We start from the raw sequence: 13,530 nt of genomic DNA, 5'->3' as shown, positions 1-13,530 counted from the left end.
GGCGGAGGCGAGTGCCCGGCGCGGGCTTTCCGGCGAAAGCTTCCGGCCGATCTGCAGCCCGTAGGCGGTGATCACCATGAAGGTGACGCCGAGCAGCAGCCCGCCGACAAGCGCACCCGCCGTCGGCGGCAGCATGACCGAACCGAGCACCCCGATCATCTGCAGGCCGAGCGCCGTGGCATAGGTTTTGCCGAGCCCGAAGCGGTTGACCACCGGCCGCCAGAGCAGGAGTGAAACGGCCGCCGCCGAGCCGGTCAGGAACCAGGCGAGGAATTCGACGACCGGGCCGGCATTCCCCATCCGCGCGATGGTGACGAGGAAGGTCGCGGTGATCACGTAGCCGAAGCCGAACAGTCCGTAGGAGGCAGTGAGCAGCACGAGCGGCCTGCGCCATTTAAGCGGCGGTTCGACCGCCGAGCCGGTGCCGATCGCCTGTTTCGGCAGTATCCACGCGACAACGGCGAGCACGACGAGCACGATCGCCGCACCGGCGAGCCAGTTCGTCCGCCAGCCGTGCGCGCCATCGCCGACCATCGTATTGACGACGAAGACCAGCGCCGAGGAGAGCGCGATGCCAAGCCCGACGCCGCCGAAATGCAGGACGTTCACATTGTCGCGGCCGACCGCATAGGGCAGCACGATCGACGAGGTGAAGATCATCGCAAGCGCGCTCGCAAGGCCTGCCAGAAACCGGATGACGATGAAGGCGACGACGGAGTCCGTCGCGGCCATGGCGGCAAGCAGGATCGCGGTCGCCAGAAGCCCGCCGAGCGCCACATTGCGCTCGCGCCCCGCCGCCCAGCCATAGGCGGAGAGAATGGCGCCGGCGAGATAACCGGCGAAATTGCCCGCCGCGATATACCCCGCATCGGCCGCCGAAAGCGGAATGCCGGTCATCATGCCGGGCAGGATCGGCGTGTAGAAGAAACGCCCGAAACCCATCGCCGCCGCCATGGCGATGGCGCCGGCAAAGCCGATCAACAGGGGGCGGTGCGAATAACTCGTATTGATCTGCAGCATGGCACGGTTATCGCAGCCGCGCCCGGTCGCGGCAAATAAGGAATTTTCATTGCAGCGATGCACCGGAATGATGGATCGGTACACAAGCGATCGTGCATGTGCCGCGACGATTTGGTGCAGTGCATGACCGAAACCGTCTTGCTGCTGACATGAAAGCAAGCCAATCTCTGAGCCATCGCCATCGGGGCGCGGAGGCATGCGCATGGAACATGACCTGACCCTATCCGAAGTGCTCGTCGATCCGTTGATCGCCCAGCTTCGCCAGGCCGACGCTGTCGGTTACGCCGCTTTCGCGCAATTGCTGCAGAGTGCGTCCCGCGTCTATGCGCGCCAGATGCTGGGAAACCTTCAGACGGAGCGCACCGACGCCTTCTATCGTCGCGTCGATGCCGTGTCGGGCGCCAACAAGCACAACTGACCGACCTGCCGTGACGGCAGAAGTCTTCCCTCAATCTGCAAGCGTCAGGATCAGCGGTCCGTTACGGGTCGCGACGATCGTATGCTCATATTGCACGGTGGGTGCCCTGGGGTCGCTGTAGAGCGTCCAGGGATCGCCATTGCTGCCGTCCTCGGCCCAGTTGGCGCCGAGTGACAGGAACGGCTCGATGGTAAACACCAGCCCGTCTTCCATCGAGCGCGTCTCGTGGCGATCCGGCCAGGTGGGGATTTCCTTCGGCTCGTCATGCAGCGTCAGGCCGATGCCGTGGCTCGAAAGATTGGTGATCAGCGTATAGCGATTCTTCTTGGCGAAGTTTCCGATTGCATTGCCGATACCGGAAAGCGGCTTGCCGGCCTTGACCTGCTGCAGCCCTGTCCAGAGCGCCCGGCGGCCGTCGCGGCAGAGTTTTTCGATCTCGCGCTTCACCGGCGGCACGGCGTAGGAGGAGCCCGTATCGCCGAAAAAACCGTCCTTGACCGCCGACACGTCGATATTGACGAGGTCGCCCGCCTGGATCACCCGGTCGCCCGGAATACCGTGGGCGACTTCCTCGTTGACGCTGATGCAGGTGGCGCCCGGAAACTGGTAGCAGGTCTCCGGCGCCGATTGTGCACCATTGTCCTCCAGGAACTTGCGGCCGATCGCGTCGAGTTCGCGGGTAGTGATCCCCGGTTCCAGTGCCTTCGCCATGGTCTCCATCGCCTGCGCGCAAAGCCTGCCGATATCCTTCAGCTTGGCCAGTTCGTCTTCGGTGGAGATAACCATGGTCTGCCTAACATCCTAACGTGTTCAAACTCGATCAGGCGGCCGGTTTCGCGCCATCGGCCGAGCCCGTCAATTCTTTTCTGACGACCCCAGTTCTTTTCTGACCAGCGGCGCGACTTTCGTGCCGTAGAGCTCGATGCCGCGCATCACCTGGGCGTGCGGCATCGGACCGATCGCCATCTGCAGCAGGAACCGGTCCATGCCGAACACCTTGTGGGCGGCGATGATCTTTTCGGCCACCAGTTCCGGCTCGCCGAGGAAGAGATTGCCGAGCGCCGAGCGCGCCTCGTCGAAATGCGCGCGGTTGGTCGGCCCCCAGCCGCGCTCGCGGCCGATGCGGTTCATCACCTCCGCCTGCGGACCGTAGAACTGGTCGGCAGCGGCCTCGGTCGTATCGGCGATAAAACCATGCACGTTGATGCTGGTCTTCAGCTTGGCCGGATCCTGGCCGGCGCGGCGGGCAGCCTCCCGGTAGAGGTTGAAGAAGGGTGCGAAGCGCGGATACTCGCCGCCGATGATGGCAACCGCAAGCGGCAGGCCCATGGCCCCTGCCCGCGCCACCGATTGCGGCGTGCCGCCGACGGCGATCCAGATCGGCAATTCCTTCTGCAGCGGGCGCGGGTAGACGCCGCGGCCGTTGATCGGCGCGCGCTTCTCCCCCTGCCAGGTGACGATCTCCTGATCGCGGATGGCGAGCAGCAGGTCGAGCTTTTCGGAAAACAGCTCGTCATAGTCGCCGAGGTCGTAGCCGAATAGCGGATAGGATTCGATGAACGAGCCGCGGCCCGCCATGATCTCCGCCCGGCCATTCGAAATCAGATCGACGGTCGAAAACTGCTGGAAGACCCGCACCGGATCGTCGGACGAGAGCACCGAGACGGCGCTGGTCAGCCGGATATTCTTGGTGATCGCGGCTGCCGCGGCAAGCACGGTCGAGGGCGACGAGACAACATAGTCCGGGCGGTGATGTTCGCCGAGCCCGAACACATCGAGCCCCACCTGGTCGGCAAGTGCGATCTCCTCCAGCAGATCCTTGATCCGCCTTGCGCCTTCCGCGCCCTTGTCCAGTGCTGCGGCATCGACATCGCCAAAAGTATGAAGTCCGAGTTCCATCTTGAAGAAATCCATTCGTTGATGCCCGTCAGATAGTTATCGGGCACCTTCAGCGCAAATGCTATTCTTTCGAAGGCATCGTTCGATGGAATGGATAGGCGCGCGGCCGACCGGCAGCACCTGTGCCATAATTTGACAACTCGCACGGGACTGTAAGATTTCGGACACAAATATCGGTTTAGCACCTAAGGGAATGGTAATCGATCGGGCATAGACTCCCCGGCCAGCAGAGACAATAGTTTAGGTAAATCGAATGAATGACGGCACCGGAAATCGGCCGGACTCGGACGTTCCGAACCTGCAATCGTCGAATGACATCCTTATCGTCGAGGATTCCGCCGCCCTTTCGGCATTGCTGCGACAACGACTCGAGCGGGAGACTGCCGGCAGGACCTTTTGCTGTGCGAGCCTGGCTCAAGCTCGTATGCTGCTGGAGGGGCAGAAGTTCACCCTGGCCCTGACCGGCCTCAACCTGCCCGATGCGCCAAACGGCGAGATCCTTGCCCTGCTGGCCGAATACGCGGTTCCGACAATCGTCTTCACGGCAACCTCCGAGACTGAGACCACCATCCGCTACACCGAGCGGAAGATCATCGACTACATCGTCAAGAGCGACAACACGACGGTCGATACGGTCGTCAGAACCGTGAACCGCATCCTGACCAACAACGCCTTCTCCGTTCTCGTCGTCGATGACGCGAGATGGGCCCGTTCCGGTCTGGTCGAGATCATGCAGCGGCAGAATTTTCGTGTCCTCGAAGCGCACTCCGGCAAGCAGGCTCTGGATATCCTTGCCGACAATCCGTCGATCGAACTGGTGATCACCGACTACCACATGCCCGACATGGACGGACACGAGCTGACACAGCGCATTCGCGTTACCCGGCCTTCGGACGAGCTGCGCATTATCGGGGTTTCGTCTTCGACCGACCGCGGCCTTTCCGCAAGCTTCCTGAAAGCCGGAGCGTCGGATTTCATCTACCGTCCCTTCGTCCCGGAAGAGCTGCAATGCCGCATCGACAACAATGTCGAAACGCTGACCCAGCTGAAGCGGCTGCGTTATCTGGCGGAACGAGACCATCTGACGGGTCTCGCAAACCGCCGCTTCTTCTTCGAAAAGAACCCGCCCCTGGAGCCTGCACCGCCAAACGACGCGGTTGCCATCCTCGACATCGACCATTTCAAGTCGGTCAACGACACCTACGGCCACGAGGCCGGCGACCAAGTGCTGAAGCGTCTTGCCAGCACCCTCAGGGAGATGACCATCGACAAGCGATATCTCGCCGCCCGCCTCGGCGGCGAAGAGTTCGCAATCTACATGAAGGATACAAATGCCTTCCAGGCTCATTCCTTCTGCGAACAGATCCGCACCCGCGTCCAGACCACCAGTATCCCGCTGCAGGACAAGGACATATCAGTGACGATCTCCATCGGCGTCATGGAAATGGAGGAGCGCGAGACCTTCGGCAACCAGCTCAACGCCGCCGATCAGCTTCTCTACATGGCAAAAAAGAACGGCCGCAACCGCGTCTATTCGAGCCTGACGATACCGGAAGCGCTGATCCCCCAGGCGCAGGAACCGGAGGAGCCCCGTACCCGAGTGACCCGGCGCCCCGGCACCCGGTGATTTGCCAAACGAAGTTCGAATCCGTTTTCAAAGACTTACGGCAGCCTTCTGAATCAATCCCGAAAGCGCCTTGAGGTTGGCGAAGCCGCCGAGCCTCACCCGGGCGGCAACTCGTGCTTCAGAACGTCTTGGCGATCTCTTCGAGCTGTCTGGCAACGATGCCCCAGCCTTCCTCGAAGCCCATCTGCTGATGAGCATTCTTGTCTTCCTCGGTCCAGTGATAGGCCGTCGCGATATATTTCGTGCGGCCGTTGCCGAGGTCCTCGAATTCGATGACTGCAGTCATGAACGGCTTTTCCGACGGCACCCAGGCGCTGGTATAGGCGTCGGTGAAGACCAGTTTCTTGTTCGGCACCACTTCCAGATAGATCCCATAATTGGGGATCTTCTCGCCGTTCGGCCCTTCCATCAGGATGAAGCTCGATCCGCCGGCACGGACGTCCATCCGGGCTTCGGTCACCTTCCAGGGCTGCGGACAGAACCATTCGCCCATGCGTTCCGGCGTGGTCCAGGCCTTGTAGAGCTTGTCAGCCGGCACGTTCATTTCGCGGACGATCTGCAGGGCGTGCTTGGCGGTATTCTCGGTCATCGTCGGTCTCCCTCGAGTTTCACAAAACATCTCATCCGATGTTGAACCTAGGACGTGTGACGAGAACGATATCCGACAAGTGTCATGGAATTTTTTTAGGGTCTGCGGCAAACATGTTCGGGAATGGGATGGCAGACACCGGGAGGGGAACCGTGACCCAGTTCAGATTCGAGGCAGAGGTGATCCACTGGCGCGGCCCGTCCCCTTTCTTCTTCGCGCCGCTCCCGCTGAACCATGCGGAGGAGATCAGGCGGCTATCGAAGCTCGTGAGTTACGGCTGGGGCGTGATCCCGGTCGACGCCACCGTAGTCGGCGTCTCGTTCTACACGTCGCTCTTCCCTAAGGACGAGACCTATCTCCTGCCATTGAAGGACGCGGTGCGGAAAAAGACCGGAATTACCGCAGGCGACACGATTGCCGTGGAGATGACGTTACGGCAGCCGAGGCGGTAGCGGGGGCATTGTATCTGCGGTTGCCCCTCACCCTAACCCTCTCCCCGTAAAAACGGGGAGAGGGGACTTGCCCCATTCGTCGCCGATGATCGAGGCAGGCCGGCGCGTCTTGCGTCCTTCTCCCCGCGCGCGGGGAGAAGGTGGCGGCAGCCGGATGAGGGGCAGCCCTGCCTGCGATTGCCCTCCCTACTCCACCAGTGGCGTCACCGCGCCGAGCTTGTCGATCTGCTGGCGGATATGGGCGCATTCGGCGGCGGAATTGGCAAGCGCGATCGCCCGGTCGAAGGCCTCGCGGGCTTCGGGTTTGCGGCCGGCCTGCATCATCAGTCCGCCCTTGACCCCGTGAAAATAGAAATAGCCGTCGAGCTTGTCGGCAAGCGGCGCGATCATGTCGAGCGCCGCCTCCGGCCCTTCGAGCTTCGAGACCGCGACGGCCTTGTTGAGCGTCACCACCGGCGACGGCTGGATGCGCTCCAGCAGGCCGTAAAGCATGGTGATCTCCTTCCAATCGGTGTCCTTCGGCGTCGGCGCGCGCGCATGCAGCGCCGAGATCGCCGCCTGGACCTGATAGGGGCCGGGCTTGCGGTGGCGGATCGCCTTGTCGAGCAGCGCCAAGGCCTCGTTGATCAGCTTGCTGTCCCAGCGGCTGCGGTCCTGGTCCTCGAGCAGCACGATCTGGCCATCCTTGTCGATGCGCGTTCTGGCGCGCGAATGCTGCAGCAGCATCAGCGCCAGCAGCCCCATGATCTCCGGTTCGGCCGGGAAGATCCGCAGCAGCAGCCGGGCAAGCCGGATTGCCTCATCGCAGAATGCGGCGCTGTCAGGATTGGTGATGCCGGCGGAATATCCCTCGTTGAAGACGAGATAGATCATCGACGAGACGATGCCGAGCCGCTCCGCCCGTTCCAAAGGCCCCGGCGTCTCGAACGGCACGCCGGCCTTGGCGACGCGCGCCTTGGCGCGAGTGATACGCTGCTCCATGGCGCTGTCGCCGACGAGGAAGGCGCGGGCGATCTGGGCGACGCTGAGGCCGGAAACGATCCTGAGCGCCAGCGCGATCTGCTGGGTCGCCGGAAGGTCCGGATGGCAGCAGATGAACATCAGCCGCAGGATATCGTCGCGGTAATGGGAATTGTCGAGCCGGTCGGCCATGTCGCCCTCGGCATCGGACAGATCGGAGAAGGCTTCCTCCTCCGGCAATGGATCGTTCTTGGAGCGCTTGCGGACCACGTCGATGCCGCTGTTGCGGCCAACGAAGATCAGCCAGGCGGCCGGATCGCGCGGCGGCCCCTTGTCCGGCCAGGTCTTGATGGCGCGCAGGCACGCCTCCTGGAAGGCCTCTTCCGCGATGTCGAGATCGCGGAAGTAGCGAAGGAGCGCGCCGAGCGCCTGCGGCCGGGCGGCCGTCAGGGCAAGATCGATCCAGGCAATATCTGTCATGTCTTGGTCTCGCTATTTTTGATTTCGCCGGGATGGAAGACGTAGAAGGGCCGGATTTCGTAGGAACTGGATCCGGGATTGACGACCGAAAGCGCCTTCGAAAAGGCGACCGCCTCTTCCAGCGTCTCGACATCAAGCGTGTAGAAACCGAGCAGCACTTCCTTGGTTTCCGCAAACGGCCCGTCGAGCACCAGCGGTTCTTCCTTGCCTTTTCGCACGGTCGTCGCAGCGGTCGTCGGCATCAGCCGTCCGACCGGGCCGAGCTTGCCGGCCTGCGCGTAAGGCGCCTGCACCTCGATGAGCCTCGCCATGACGGCATCCTCTTCCTCCTTGGACCAGGCGAAGACGGTTTCCTCATGGGCGTAGCAAAGGATGGCGTAAAGCATGCGTAGCTCCTTCTCTCAATGAAGACGAAGGATTAGCGCGGCTGCCGACAGGGTGCAGCAATTTTTTGATGGATCAGGGCCGACCGGTCGGACTGGTACCGAAAGTCTCGCGGAAACGGCGGGAGAAATGCGACCGCGAGGCATAACCGGCCGCCTCCGCCGCAGCGATGCTGGAGGCGCCTGAGGATATGGCGTTCTGGCCCGCCTTCAGCCGCTCCCGCCGCAGGATGGTCCGGAACGAGGCACCCTCCAGCGAAAGGCGACGCCGCAGCGTTGAGGCCCCGATGCCGATCTGTTCGGCGACCTCGGTTATGCTCCACTGTTCGGAAGGGGCAGTGGCGATAAGCCAGGCGATCTCGTCCGAAAGGCTCTGGCGGAACAGCAGCCGCGCTTCCGGCAACGGGCGGAGCAATGCCAGCACCTCGGCCATCCGCAGCCGTTTGATCGTTTCGCCGATAGCCCCGTCGGCAATCGTGGTGGCCGCATGACAGAGCGCCTCCACCAGACCCTCGCTGAGCGGCACGCCGAAATTGCCGAGTTCGCCGCCCTTCAGCCGCTCCGCCGTCGAGAGCGGCGGTATCCCTTCCGGCAGCGACGGAACGTCGAGGCGCAGTGCGACGTAGAATCCGTTCGTCTCGTCGGGAATGTTGACGACATCCATCGGCACCTTGCGCGGCAGGACGAAAACGGAGCCCGGGGAAAAGGCATGCGTCCGGTCGCCGAACCAGATTTCCTTCTGCCCGTAGAGCACGATGCCGATCATCGGATCTTCGAGCTCCAGCGCCTTCACCTTCTCCCGGTCGAAACAGCAATAGATGAACAGCTGCTCCGTATAAGCGTTCATGCCGGGCTTGAGACGCCCCGCCACCATCGGGCGCAGACGGTCGAGCAGGCGGCGGGAAAGATCGGGAAGACGCTGGGTGACGATCAGGTTCATCGCCGCAGTATAGCGCAGGACCGACGATGAAAAACACTTCAGGTGAGCGTTTCGGGCTCAAGCGGTTAAAAATCCGGCCCTGACGGGATGTCGAAAGCAGGCAGAAGGCGTGGCTTCAACGCAGGAGACTTTTGATGAAGACCTTAGCCACTCTATCCACCCTTGGCGCTTCCGTTCTGGCCGCGGGCGTCGCCCTCTTCACCCTGTCGGGCTCCGCTCGCGCCGCAGCCGATCTCGAACTGTGGCGGCTCGATTGCGGCTCGATCGTGGTCAAGGACCTGTCGAGCTTTTCCGATACGTTCGCCTATAAAGGCGAAAGCCGCACCCTGACCGACAGCTGCTATGTGATCCGCCACGGCGCCGATTACCTGCTCTGGGATACCGGCCTGCCGGCGGCCCTGATCGGCAAGGCGCCGGACCTCACCCAGCCGCTCGCGCCATCGCTTTCCGTCGACATCCCGACCCAGCTCGCAAAGATCGGTATCAAGCCGGACCAGATCGGCATCGTCGGCATCAGCCACAACCACTTCGACCATCTCGGCCAGGCCTCGACCTTTGCGAAGGCGACGCTGATGATCGGCGCCGGCGACTGGGAAAGCCTGCACGAAAATCCCCTGCCCTTCGGGGTCATGCCGGCGCTCGTCCAGCCCTGGATGGACGGCAAGGCAAAGATCGACCCGGTGTCGGGCGATCGCGACGTGTTCGGCGACGGTTCCGTCACGATGCTCGCCATGCCTGGCCACACCAAGGGCGAGACGGCGCTGCTCGTCAAACTGCCGCAGAGCGGACCGGTCCTGCTCTCCGGTGACGTCGTGCATTTCGAAGAGCAGATCGGAAACAACGGCGTGCCGCCCTTCAACATCGACCGGGCCGAAAGCCTCGCCTCGATGGAGCGCATGAACCGGATCGCCAAGCAGCTGAACGCAAAGCTGGTCGTCCAGCACGACGCAGACGATATCGGCAAGCTGCCAGCTTTCCCGGCCAGCGCCCGCTGACTTCGATGAGATCGCCACTGGCGCATCGCGCGCCGGTGGCTATATTCCGCGGGAACAAAAACTCTGCCTCCCAAGGAACCCCGATATGGCCGACCTTTCCGCCTTCCCGATCACCTCCAGATGGCCCGCTCAGAACCCGGACGTTCTGCAGCTCTATTCGACGCCGACGCCGAACGGCGTGAAGGTTTCGATCATGCTGGAAGAAATCGGCCTGCCCTACGAGCCGCATTTCATCAATATCGGCGCGAATGAGACCTGGGGGCCGGAATACCTATCTCTCAACCCGAACGGAAAGATCCCGGCGATCCTCGATCCGCACGGCCCCGGGGATAAGCCGCTGGCGCTGTTCGAGAGTGGCGCGATCCTCCTCTACCTGGCGGAAAAGACCGGCAAGCTGATGTCCCCGGATCCGGCCCGTCGCTACGAGACCATCGAGTGGGTGATGTTCCAGATGGCTGGCGTCGGGCCGATGTTCGGCCAGCTCGGCTTCTTCCACAAGTTTGCCGGCAAGGACATCGAGGACAAGCGCCCGCGCGACCGCTACGCCAAGGAATCGCACCGCATCATCCGCGTCATCGAAACCCGGCTCGAGGGCCGCGATTGGGTGATGGGCGACGAATATTCGATCGCCGACATCGCCATGCTCGGCTGGGTGCGCAACCTGATCGGCTTCTACGGCGCCGGCGAATTCGTCGAATACGACCAGCTGAAGCGCGTGCCGGAATGGCTGGAACGCGCGCTGGCAAGACCTGCCGTCCAGCGGGGCCTGGATATCCCGAAACGCCCTTGAGAGGATGGGCTTCTAGCTGTGGAAAGCGCCAGAAAGCCCGTTGAAAAGCCGCTGGAATCGGAGTTGTATCCAACAAGCAAATCCAACCGGAAGTGAGGCATCACGTGAACAAAAAATCACCTGGCGGCAACCCACCCAAACCCGCGAATACTCCCATACCAGCAGGGCCCAAACCGCTGGGGCAAACAAGAGGACACGGCAATCAACCGCCGCCGCCAAGCGGAGGTGGCAAGAAAAAATGAGCTGCCCTTCGGAGCCAGACTGTTCAGAGTTGGCTTTCCAAATAAGGCACAAGGCGCTGAGGAATGCATTTTACCATACAGCTCGAAGAGGATGGCTCGATGGTTGGAGTCGCTTTTTCAATTTTCTGACTATTCTAGGCGGTTCGAGCGCTGCAACGACTCTGATAAACAGCCATGTGAACCTGATTGCACTTGTGGGCCTGGCCATCGCGGTCGTAGGCGCCATTCAGCTAGTTTTCGATTTTACGGGGCGAGCTCGCGCTCACGAGATACTTCAGAGGCGATACTATCAGCTATTAGCGGAGGTAGAAGCGGAGACCGAATTTACCGCACAAAGGTGCGCCCAATGGAATGCGGAGATATCTCGAATCGCAGCCGATGAGCCGCCAACTTTGCGAGCGTTGGACGCCATTGCTGATAATCAAGCCACAGCTTCTTTAGTAGGGGCGAAAAGACCTCGCCTAAAGGTAAACTCCTGGGAATCCATTACGAAGCAAGTTTTTGCTCACAACGGTAGCCGTTTTGATGAAAACGAAAACTGGCGATCAGCACCAATTTGAAAGATTTTGCAAACACTAGCTCAGATAGAATGTCATGCCGAAACCCACTCTCCCCATGGAAGGTTCATGCCGCTGCGGACAAGTGCGGCTAAAAATCAGCGCACCGCCGATCCTGACCATGGCCTGCCATTGCACCGGCTGCCAGAAGATGAGCGCCAGCGCCTTCTCGCTCTCCGCCGCGATCCCGTCTGAAGGGTTCGAGGTGACGCAAGGTGCGCCGGTGATCGGCGGCCTGCATGGCGACGACGCCCACCACTATCACTGCCCGCATTGCAAGAGCTGGATGTTTACGAGGCCGGTCGGCATGGACTGGTTCGTCAACCTCCGCCCGACCATGCTCGACGACCCGCAATGGTTCGTGCCCTTCATCGAGACCTATACGTCCGAAAAGCTGCCCTGGGCGACGACACCGGCCGTGCATTCCTACGAAACCTTCCCGCCGATGGAGGACTATGAGGGCCTGGTGAAGGAATTTGCGGGACGGGTTTGAAGTTCGAAATCGCTTGTAAAAATCCCTGACTGCTTTCATCATTGGAGGGAAGGAGCTGTCGATGGACATCCATGTTTCGCTGACGGACGATCTGGCCGAGTTTGTCAAATCCAAGGTCGAATCGGGACACTATCGCTCTTCGAGCGAAGTCGTCGAGGAGGCCTTGCGCCTGCTGGAGGAACAGGACCACGCAGCCGATAATCTGACGCGCCTGAAAATAGCGTGGAGCGAAGGTGTCGAGAGCGGCGATTATCGCCCTCTGGATTTGAAAGCGATCAAGGCCGAAGGCCGCAGCAGACGTGCGGGCAAGCCTTGATCCATGGCCAAGATGGTCGTTTATTCCAGCCGGGCTCGTGACGACATGTTGGACATCTGGTCCTGGATCGCCGACAAAAGCGGAGTGGCCATGGCCGATGCGGTTGCCGAGCGCCTGGAGGCCCGCATATCGCGATTATCGGATCATCCCGAGATGGGACCGGGGCGGCCCGATATTGCGCAATCCGCCCGCATGCTTCTGGTGGAAAGGTGGCTCGCCCTCTACGCGATCGCCGACGACACGGTTCGCGTTGTCCGCATCGTCGATGGTGCCGCCGATCTTCGGCGGGTCAAATGGGACACCTAACTCCATCCGGCGAAACTGCGTAAAAAAATCGCCGCCCCATGTCGGCGTCTCCTCCTCTCGTTCGTCCTTGGATCGTCCGGCATGGACGAGAACGACCCGAACAGGAGGGAAAATCATGGATACGAGTGCTCAGACGAACGACAAGCAGGTGGCATCGCCCGTCCGCGGCGGCGTGGTCGCCTATCTTCAGCTCGACGGCGCGATGAAGGCTGCCGAATATTACAAAAAGGCCCTCGGCGCCGAGATCGAATCCTTTCATCCGGTGGATGATCAGGGCCGCACGATGCACGTCCATCTCTATATCAACGGCAGTTCGGTGATGCTCGGCGATCCCTATCCGGATTACGGCCACCCGCTCGAAAAGCCGCAGGCCTTCACCATGATGCTGCCGGTCGACGACATCGATTTCTGGTGGAAACGCGCCGTCGATGCCGGCATGACGGTGGAGACCGAGCTGCAGGTGATGTTCTGGGGCGACCGCTACGGCCAGGTTCGAGATCCCTTCGGCGTCGCCTGGGCGATGAACGCGCCGGTCAAGGGCTGAGATCCGTCGGGGAAGCAACGCGCCGCCGGTGATCCGGCGGCGGGTTCTATCCGTTTATCGCACCACGAAACAGCTGATAGCTTTGGCCTGCAGGACCGAGCAGGCGCGCGTGGCGGCATCGCCGTCGGCAAAACCGACGAAGCGAGCGCGGAAGATTTCCTTGCCGCTATCGGCATAACTTTCGACGCTCGGCGCGACGCGGCCATACCCTTGGGCGAGCAGCGGCATTGCCTTTTCCAGCAGCGCGGATGCCTGGTCGCGGCTGGCGGCGGCGGCGATCTGGATGCGCCAGAGCGACCCAACCGGCTGCTGTGGCGTCATCGTCTGAGACGACGCCATCCGGGATGGGGCCGTCGGGACTGGCGCGGTCTGGACTGGCGTGGTCTGGGGAACGGCGTTCGGAGGCGCGGCATAGAGATTGGCGAGCGCCGTCTTGGGCGCAACGCCAAGCGCGATCTCCTTGCGCGGCGAAGGCGTCGCGAAGGCGAGCGGCGCGGTGTCTTCGGTCGGCCGCTTCTG

17 protein-coding genes are annotated in these 13,530 nt (G+C 61.9%); 9 read left to right on the top strand and 8 right to left on the bottom strand.

Annotation, left to right across the window (positions count from 1 at the left end):
- A partial coding sequence (locus MOV63_RS29855; protein ID WP_247039260.1) for a YbfB/YjiJ family MFS transporter occupies nucleotides 1–1,020 on the bottom strand: 1,020 nt, incomplete at its 3' end.
- A 202-nt stretch (nucleotides 1,021–1,222) separates the two neighbouring features.
- Here MOV63_RS29855 and MOV63_RS29850 point away from each other — a divergent pair.
- Entirely contained in the window at nucleotides 1,223–1,438 is a 216-nt protein-coding gene (locus tag MOV63_RS29850) for a hypothetical protein (RefSeq protein WP_038544383.1), read from the top strand.
- 30 nt (nucleotides 1,439–1,468) lie between these two features.
- Here the strand turns inward: MOV63_RS29850 and map are convergent, their stop codons facing one another.
- Nucleotides 1,469–2,224 (bottom strand): type I methionyl aminopeptidase, encoded by a 756-nt coding sequence (gene map / locus MOV63_RS29845; RefSeq protein WP_247039259.1) that lies wholly within the window; start codon nucleotides 2,222–2,224, stop codon nucleotides 1,469–1,471.
- A 69-nt stretch (nucleotides 2,225–2,293) separates the two neighbouring features.
- On the bottom strand, nucleotides 2,294–3,337 hold the full coding sequence (locus tag MOV63_RS29840; RefSeq protein WP_247039261.1) for an LLM class flavin-dependent oxidoreductase: 1,044 nt from the start codon (nucleotides 3,335–3,337) through the stop codon (nucleotides 2,294–2,296).
- A gap of 253 nt (nucleotides 3,338–3,590) precedes the next feature.
- Between MOV63_RS29840 and MOV63_RS29835 the strand changes: the two genes are divergently transcribed.
- Nucleotides 3,591–4,964: a diguanylate cyclase gene (locus tag MOV63_RS29835; protein ID WP_247039258.1), complete on the top strand. Its 1,374-nt coding sequence runs from the start codon at nucleotides 3,591–3,593 to the stop codon at nucleotides 4,962–4,964.
- A gap of 118 nt (nucleotides 4,965–5,082) precedes the next feature.
- On the opposite strand, the gene MOV63_RS29830 is transcribed toward MOV63_RS29835, so the two are convergent.
- The gene (locus tag MOV63_RS29830; protein ID WP_247039257.1) at nucleotides 5,083–5,553 is read right to left on the bottom strand and encodes an SRPBCC family protein; all 471 of its coding nucleotides are present in this window, start codon (nucleotides 5,551–5,553) and stop codon (nucleotides 5,083–5,085) included.
- Between the two features lie 152 nt (nucleotides 5,554–5,705).
- Here MOV63_RS29830 and MOV63_RS29825 point away from each other — a divergent pair, with 152 nt between their 5' ends.
- Nucleotides 5,706–6,005 carry a DUF1905 domain-containing protein gene (locus MOV63_RS29825; RefSeq protein WP_247039256.1) on the top strand — a complete coding sequence of 100 codons (300 nt, stop codon included), beginning with the start codon at nucleotides 5,706–5,708 and terminating at the stop codon, nucleotides 6,003–6,005.
- 186 nt (nucleotides 6,006–6,191) lie between these two features.
- Here MOV63_RS29825 and MOV63_RS29820 read toward each other — a convergent pair whose 3' ends face one another.
- From MOV63_RS29820 to MOV63_RS29810, 3 genes are all read right to left on the bottom strand, one after another.
- Nucleotides 6,192–7,445 carry an RNA polymerase sigma factor gene (locus tag MOV63_RS29820; RefSeq protein WP_247039255.1) on the bottom strand — a complete coding sequence of 418 codons (1,254 nt, stop codon included), beginning with the start codon at nucleotides 7,443–7,445 and terminating at the stop codon, nucleotides 6,192–6,194.
- Nucleotides 7,442–7,831, bottom strand: coding sequence for a YciI family protein (locus MOV63_RS29815; protein ID WP_247039254.1), 390 nt, complete (start codon nucleotides 7,829–7,831; stop codon nucleotides 7,442–7,444). Before MOV63_RS29815 ends, MOV63_RS29820 begins: the two co-directional genes overlap by 4 nt.
- A 73-nt stretch (nucleotides 7,832–7,904) precedes the next feature.
- Nucleotides 7,905–8,768, bottom strand: a complete 864-nt coding sequence (locus tag MOV63_RS29810) for a helix-turn-helix domain-containing protein (protein ID WP_247039253.1) — start codon at nucleotides 8,766–8,768, stop codon at nucleotides 7,905–7,907.
- A gap of 134 nt (nucleotides 8,769–8,902) precedes the next feature.
- Between MOV63_RS29810 and MOV63_RS29805 the strand changes: the two genes are divergently transcribed.
- The 6 genes from MOV63_RS29805 to MOV63_RS29780 all read left to right on the top strand — a co-directional run bounded on the left by MOV63_RS29805 (nucleotide 8,903) and on the right by MOV63_RS29780 (nucleotide 13,011).
- Nucleotides 8,903–9,763, top strand: coding sequence for an N-acyl homoserine lactonase family protein (locus MOV63_RS29805; protein WP_247039251.1), 861 nt, complete (start codon nucleotides 8,903–8,905; stop codon nucleotides 9,761–9,763).
- 85 nt (nucleotides 9,764–9,848) lie between these two features.
- Nucleotides 9,849–10,553 carry a glutathione S-transferase N-terminal domain-containing protein gene (locus MOV63_RS29800; protein WP_247039250.1) on the top strand — a complete coding sequence of 235 codons (705 nt, stop codon included), beginning with the start codon at nucleotides 9,849–9,851 and terminating at the stop codon, nucleotides 10,551–10,553.
- Between the two features lie 836 nt (nucleotides 10,554–11,389).
- Nucleotides 11,390–11,845 (top strand): GFA family protein, encoded by a 456-nt coding sequence (locus MOV63_RS29795; RefSeq protein WP_247039249.1) that lies wholly within the window; start codon nucleotides 11,390–11,392, stop codon nucleotides 11,843–11,845.
- Between the two features lie 61 nt (nucleotides 11,846–11,906).
- Nucleotides 11,907–12,161: a type II toxin-antitoxin system ParD family antitoxin gene (locus tag MOV63_RS29790; protein ID WP_038544398.1), complete on the top strand. Its 255-nt coding sequence runs from the start codon at nucleotides 11,907–11,909 to the stop codon at nucleotides 12,159–12,161.
- 3 nt (nucleotides 12,162–12,164) lie between these two features.
- Nucleotides 12,165–12,467, top strand: coding sequence for a type II toxin-antitoxin system RelE/ParE family toxin (locus tag MOV63_RS29785; protein WP_038544399.1), 303 nt, complete (start codon nucleotides 12,165–12,167; stop codon nucleotides 12,465–12,467).
- Nucleotides 12,468–12,582: 115 nt separating this feature from the next.
- The gene (locus tag MOV63_RS29780; protein ID WP_247039247.1) at nucleotides 12,583–13,011 is read left to right on the top strand and encodes a glyoxalase/bleomycin resistance/extradiol dioxygenase family protein; all 429 of its coding nucleotides are present in this window, start codon (nucleotides 12,583–12,585) and stop codon (nucleotides 13,009–13,011) included.
- A gap of 54 nt (nucleotides 13,012–13,065) precedes the next feature.
- Here the strand turns inward: MOV63_RS29780 and MOV63_RS29775 are convergent.
- The coding region (locus MOV63_RS29775) for an SPOR domain-containing protein (protein WP_247039245.1) at nucleotides 13,066–13,530 on the bottom strand (465 nt) is incomplete at its 5' end.

It is taken from the genome of Neorhizobium sp. SHOUNA12A (assembly GCF_023006505.1).
Taxonomy (GTDB): domain Bacteria; phylum Pseudomonadota; class Alphaproteobacteria; order Rhizobiales; family Rhizobiaceae; genus Neorhizobium.
This window is presented reverse-complemented; position numbering and strand designations above follow the sequence as displayed.

Bases quoted from the DNA above. Each gene is read 5' to 3' on its own strand.
- MOV63_RS29850 (WP_038544383.1), top strand. From the start codon at position 1,223: ATGGAACATGACCTGACCCTATCCGAAGTGCTCGTCGATCCGTTGATC.
- map (WP_247039259.1), bottom strand. From the start codon at position 2,224: ATGGTTATCTCCACCGAAGACGAACTGGCCAAGCTGAAGGATATCGGC.
- MOV63_RS29840 (WP_247039261.1), bottom strand. From the start codon at position 3,337: ATGGAACTCGGACTTCATACTTTTGGCGATGTCGATGCCGCAGCACTG.
- MOV63_RS29835 (WP_247039258.1), top strand. From the start codon at position 3,591: ATGAATGACGGCACCGGAAATCGGCCGGACTCGGACGTTCCGAACCTG.
- MOV63_RS29830 (WP_247039257.1), bottom strand. From the start codon at position 5,553: ATGACCGAGAATACCGCCAAGCACGCCCTGCAGATCGTCCGCGAAATG.
- MOV63_RS29820 (WP_247039255.1), bottom strand. From the start codon at position 7,445: ATGACAGATATTGCCTGGATCGATCTTGCCCTGACGGCCGCCCGGCCG.
- MOV63_RS29815 (WP_247039254.1), bottom strand. From the start codon at position 7,831: ATGCTTTACGCCATCCTTTGCTACGCCCATGAGGAAACCGTCTTCGCC.
- MOV63_RS29810 (WP_247039253.1), bottom strand. From the start codon at position 8,768: ATGAACCTGATCGTCACCCAGCGTCTTCCCGATCTTTCCCGCCGCCTG.
- MOV63_RS29805 (WP_247039251.1), top strand. From the start codon at position 8,903: ATGAAGACCTTAGCCACTCTATCCACCCTTGGCGCTTCCGTTCTGGCC.
- MOV63_RS29800 (WP_247039250.1), top strand. From the start codon at position 9,849: ATGGCCGACCTTTCCGCCTTCCCGATCACCTCCAGATGGCCCGCTCAG.
- MOV63_RS29795 (WP_247039249.1), top strand. From the start codon at position 11,390: ATGCCGAAACCCACTCTCCCCATGGAAGGTTCATGCCGCTGCGGACAA.
- MOV63_RS29790 (WP_038544398.1), top strand. From the start codon at position 11,907: ATGGACATCCATGTTTCGCTGACGGACGATCTGGCCGAGTTTGTCAAA.
- MOV63_RS29785 (WP_038544399.1), top strand. From the start codon at position 12,165: ATGGCCAAGATGGTCGTTTATTCCAGCCGGGCTCGTGACGACATGTTG.
- MOV63_RS29780 (WP_247039247.1), top strand. From the start codon at position 12,583: ATGGATACGAGTGCTCAGACGAACGACAAGCAGGTGGCATCGCCCGTC.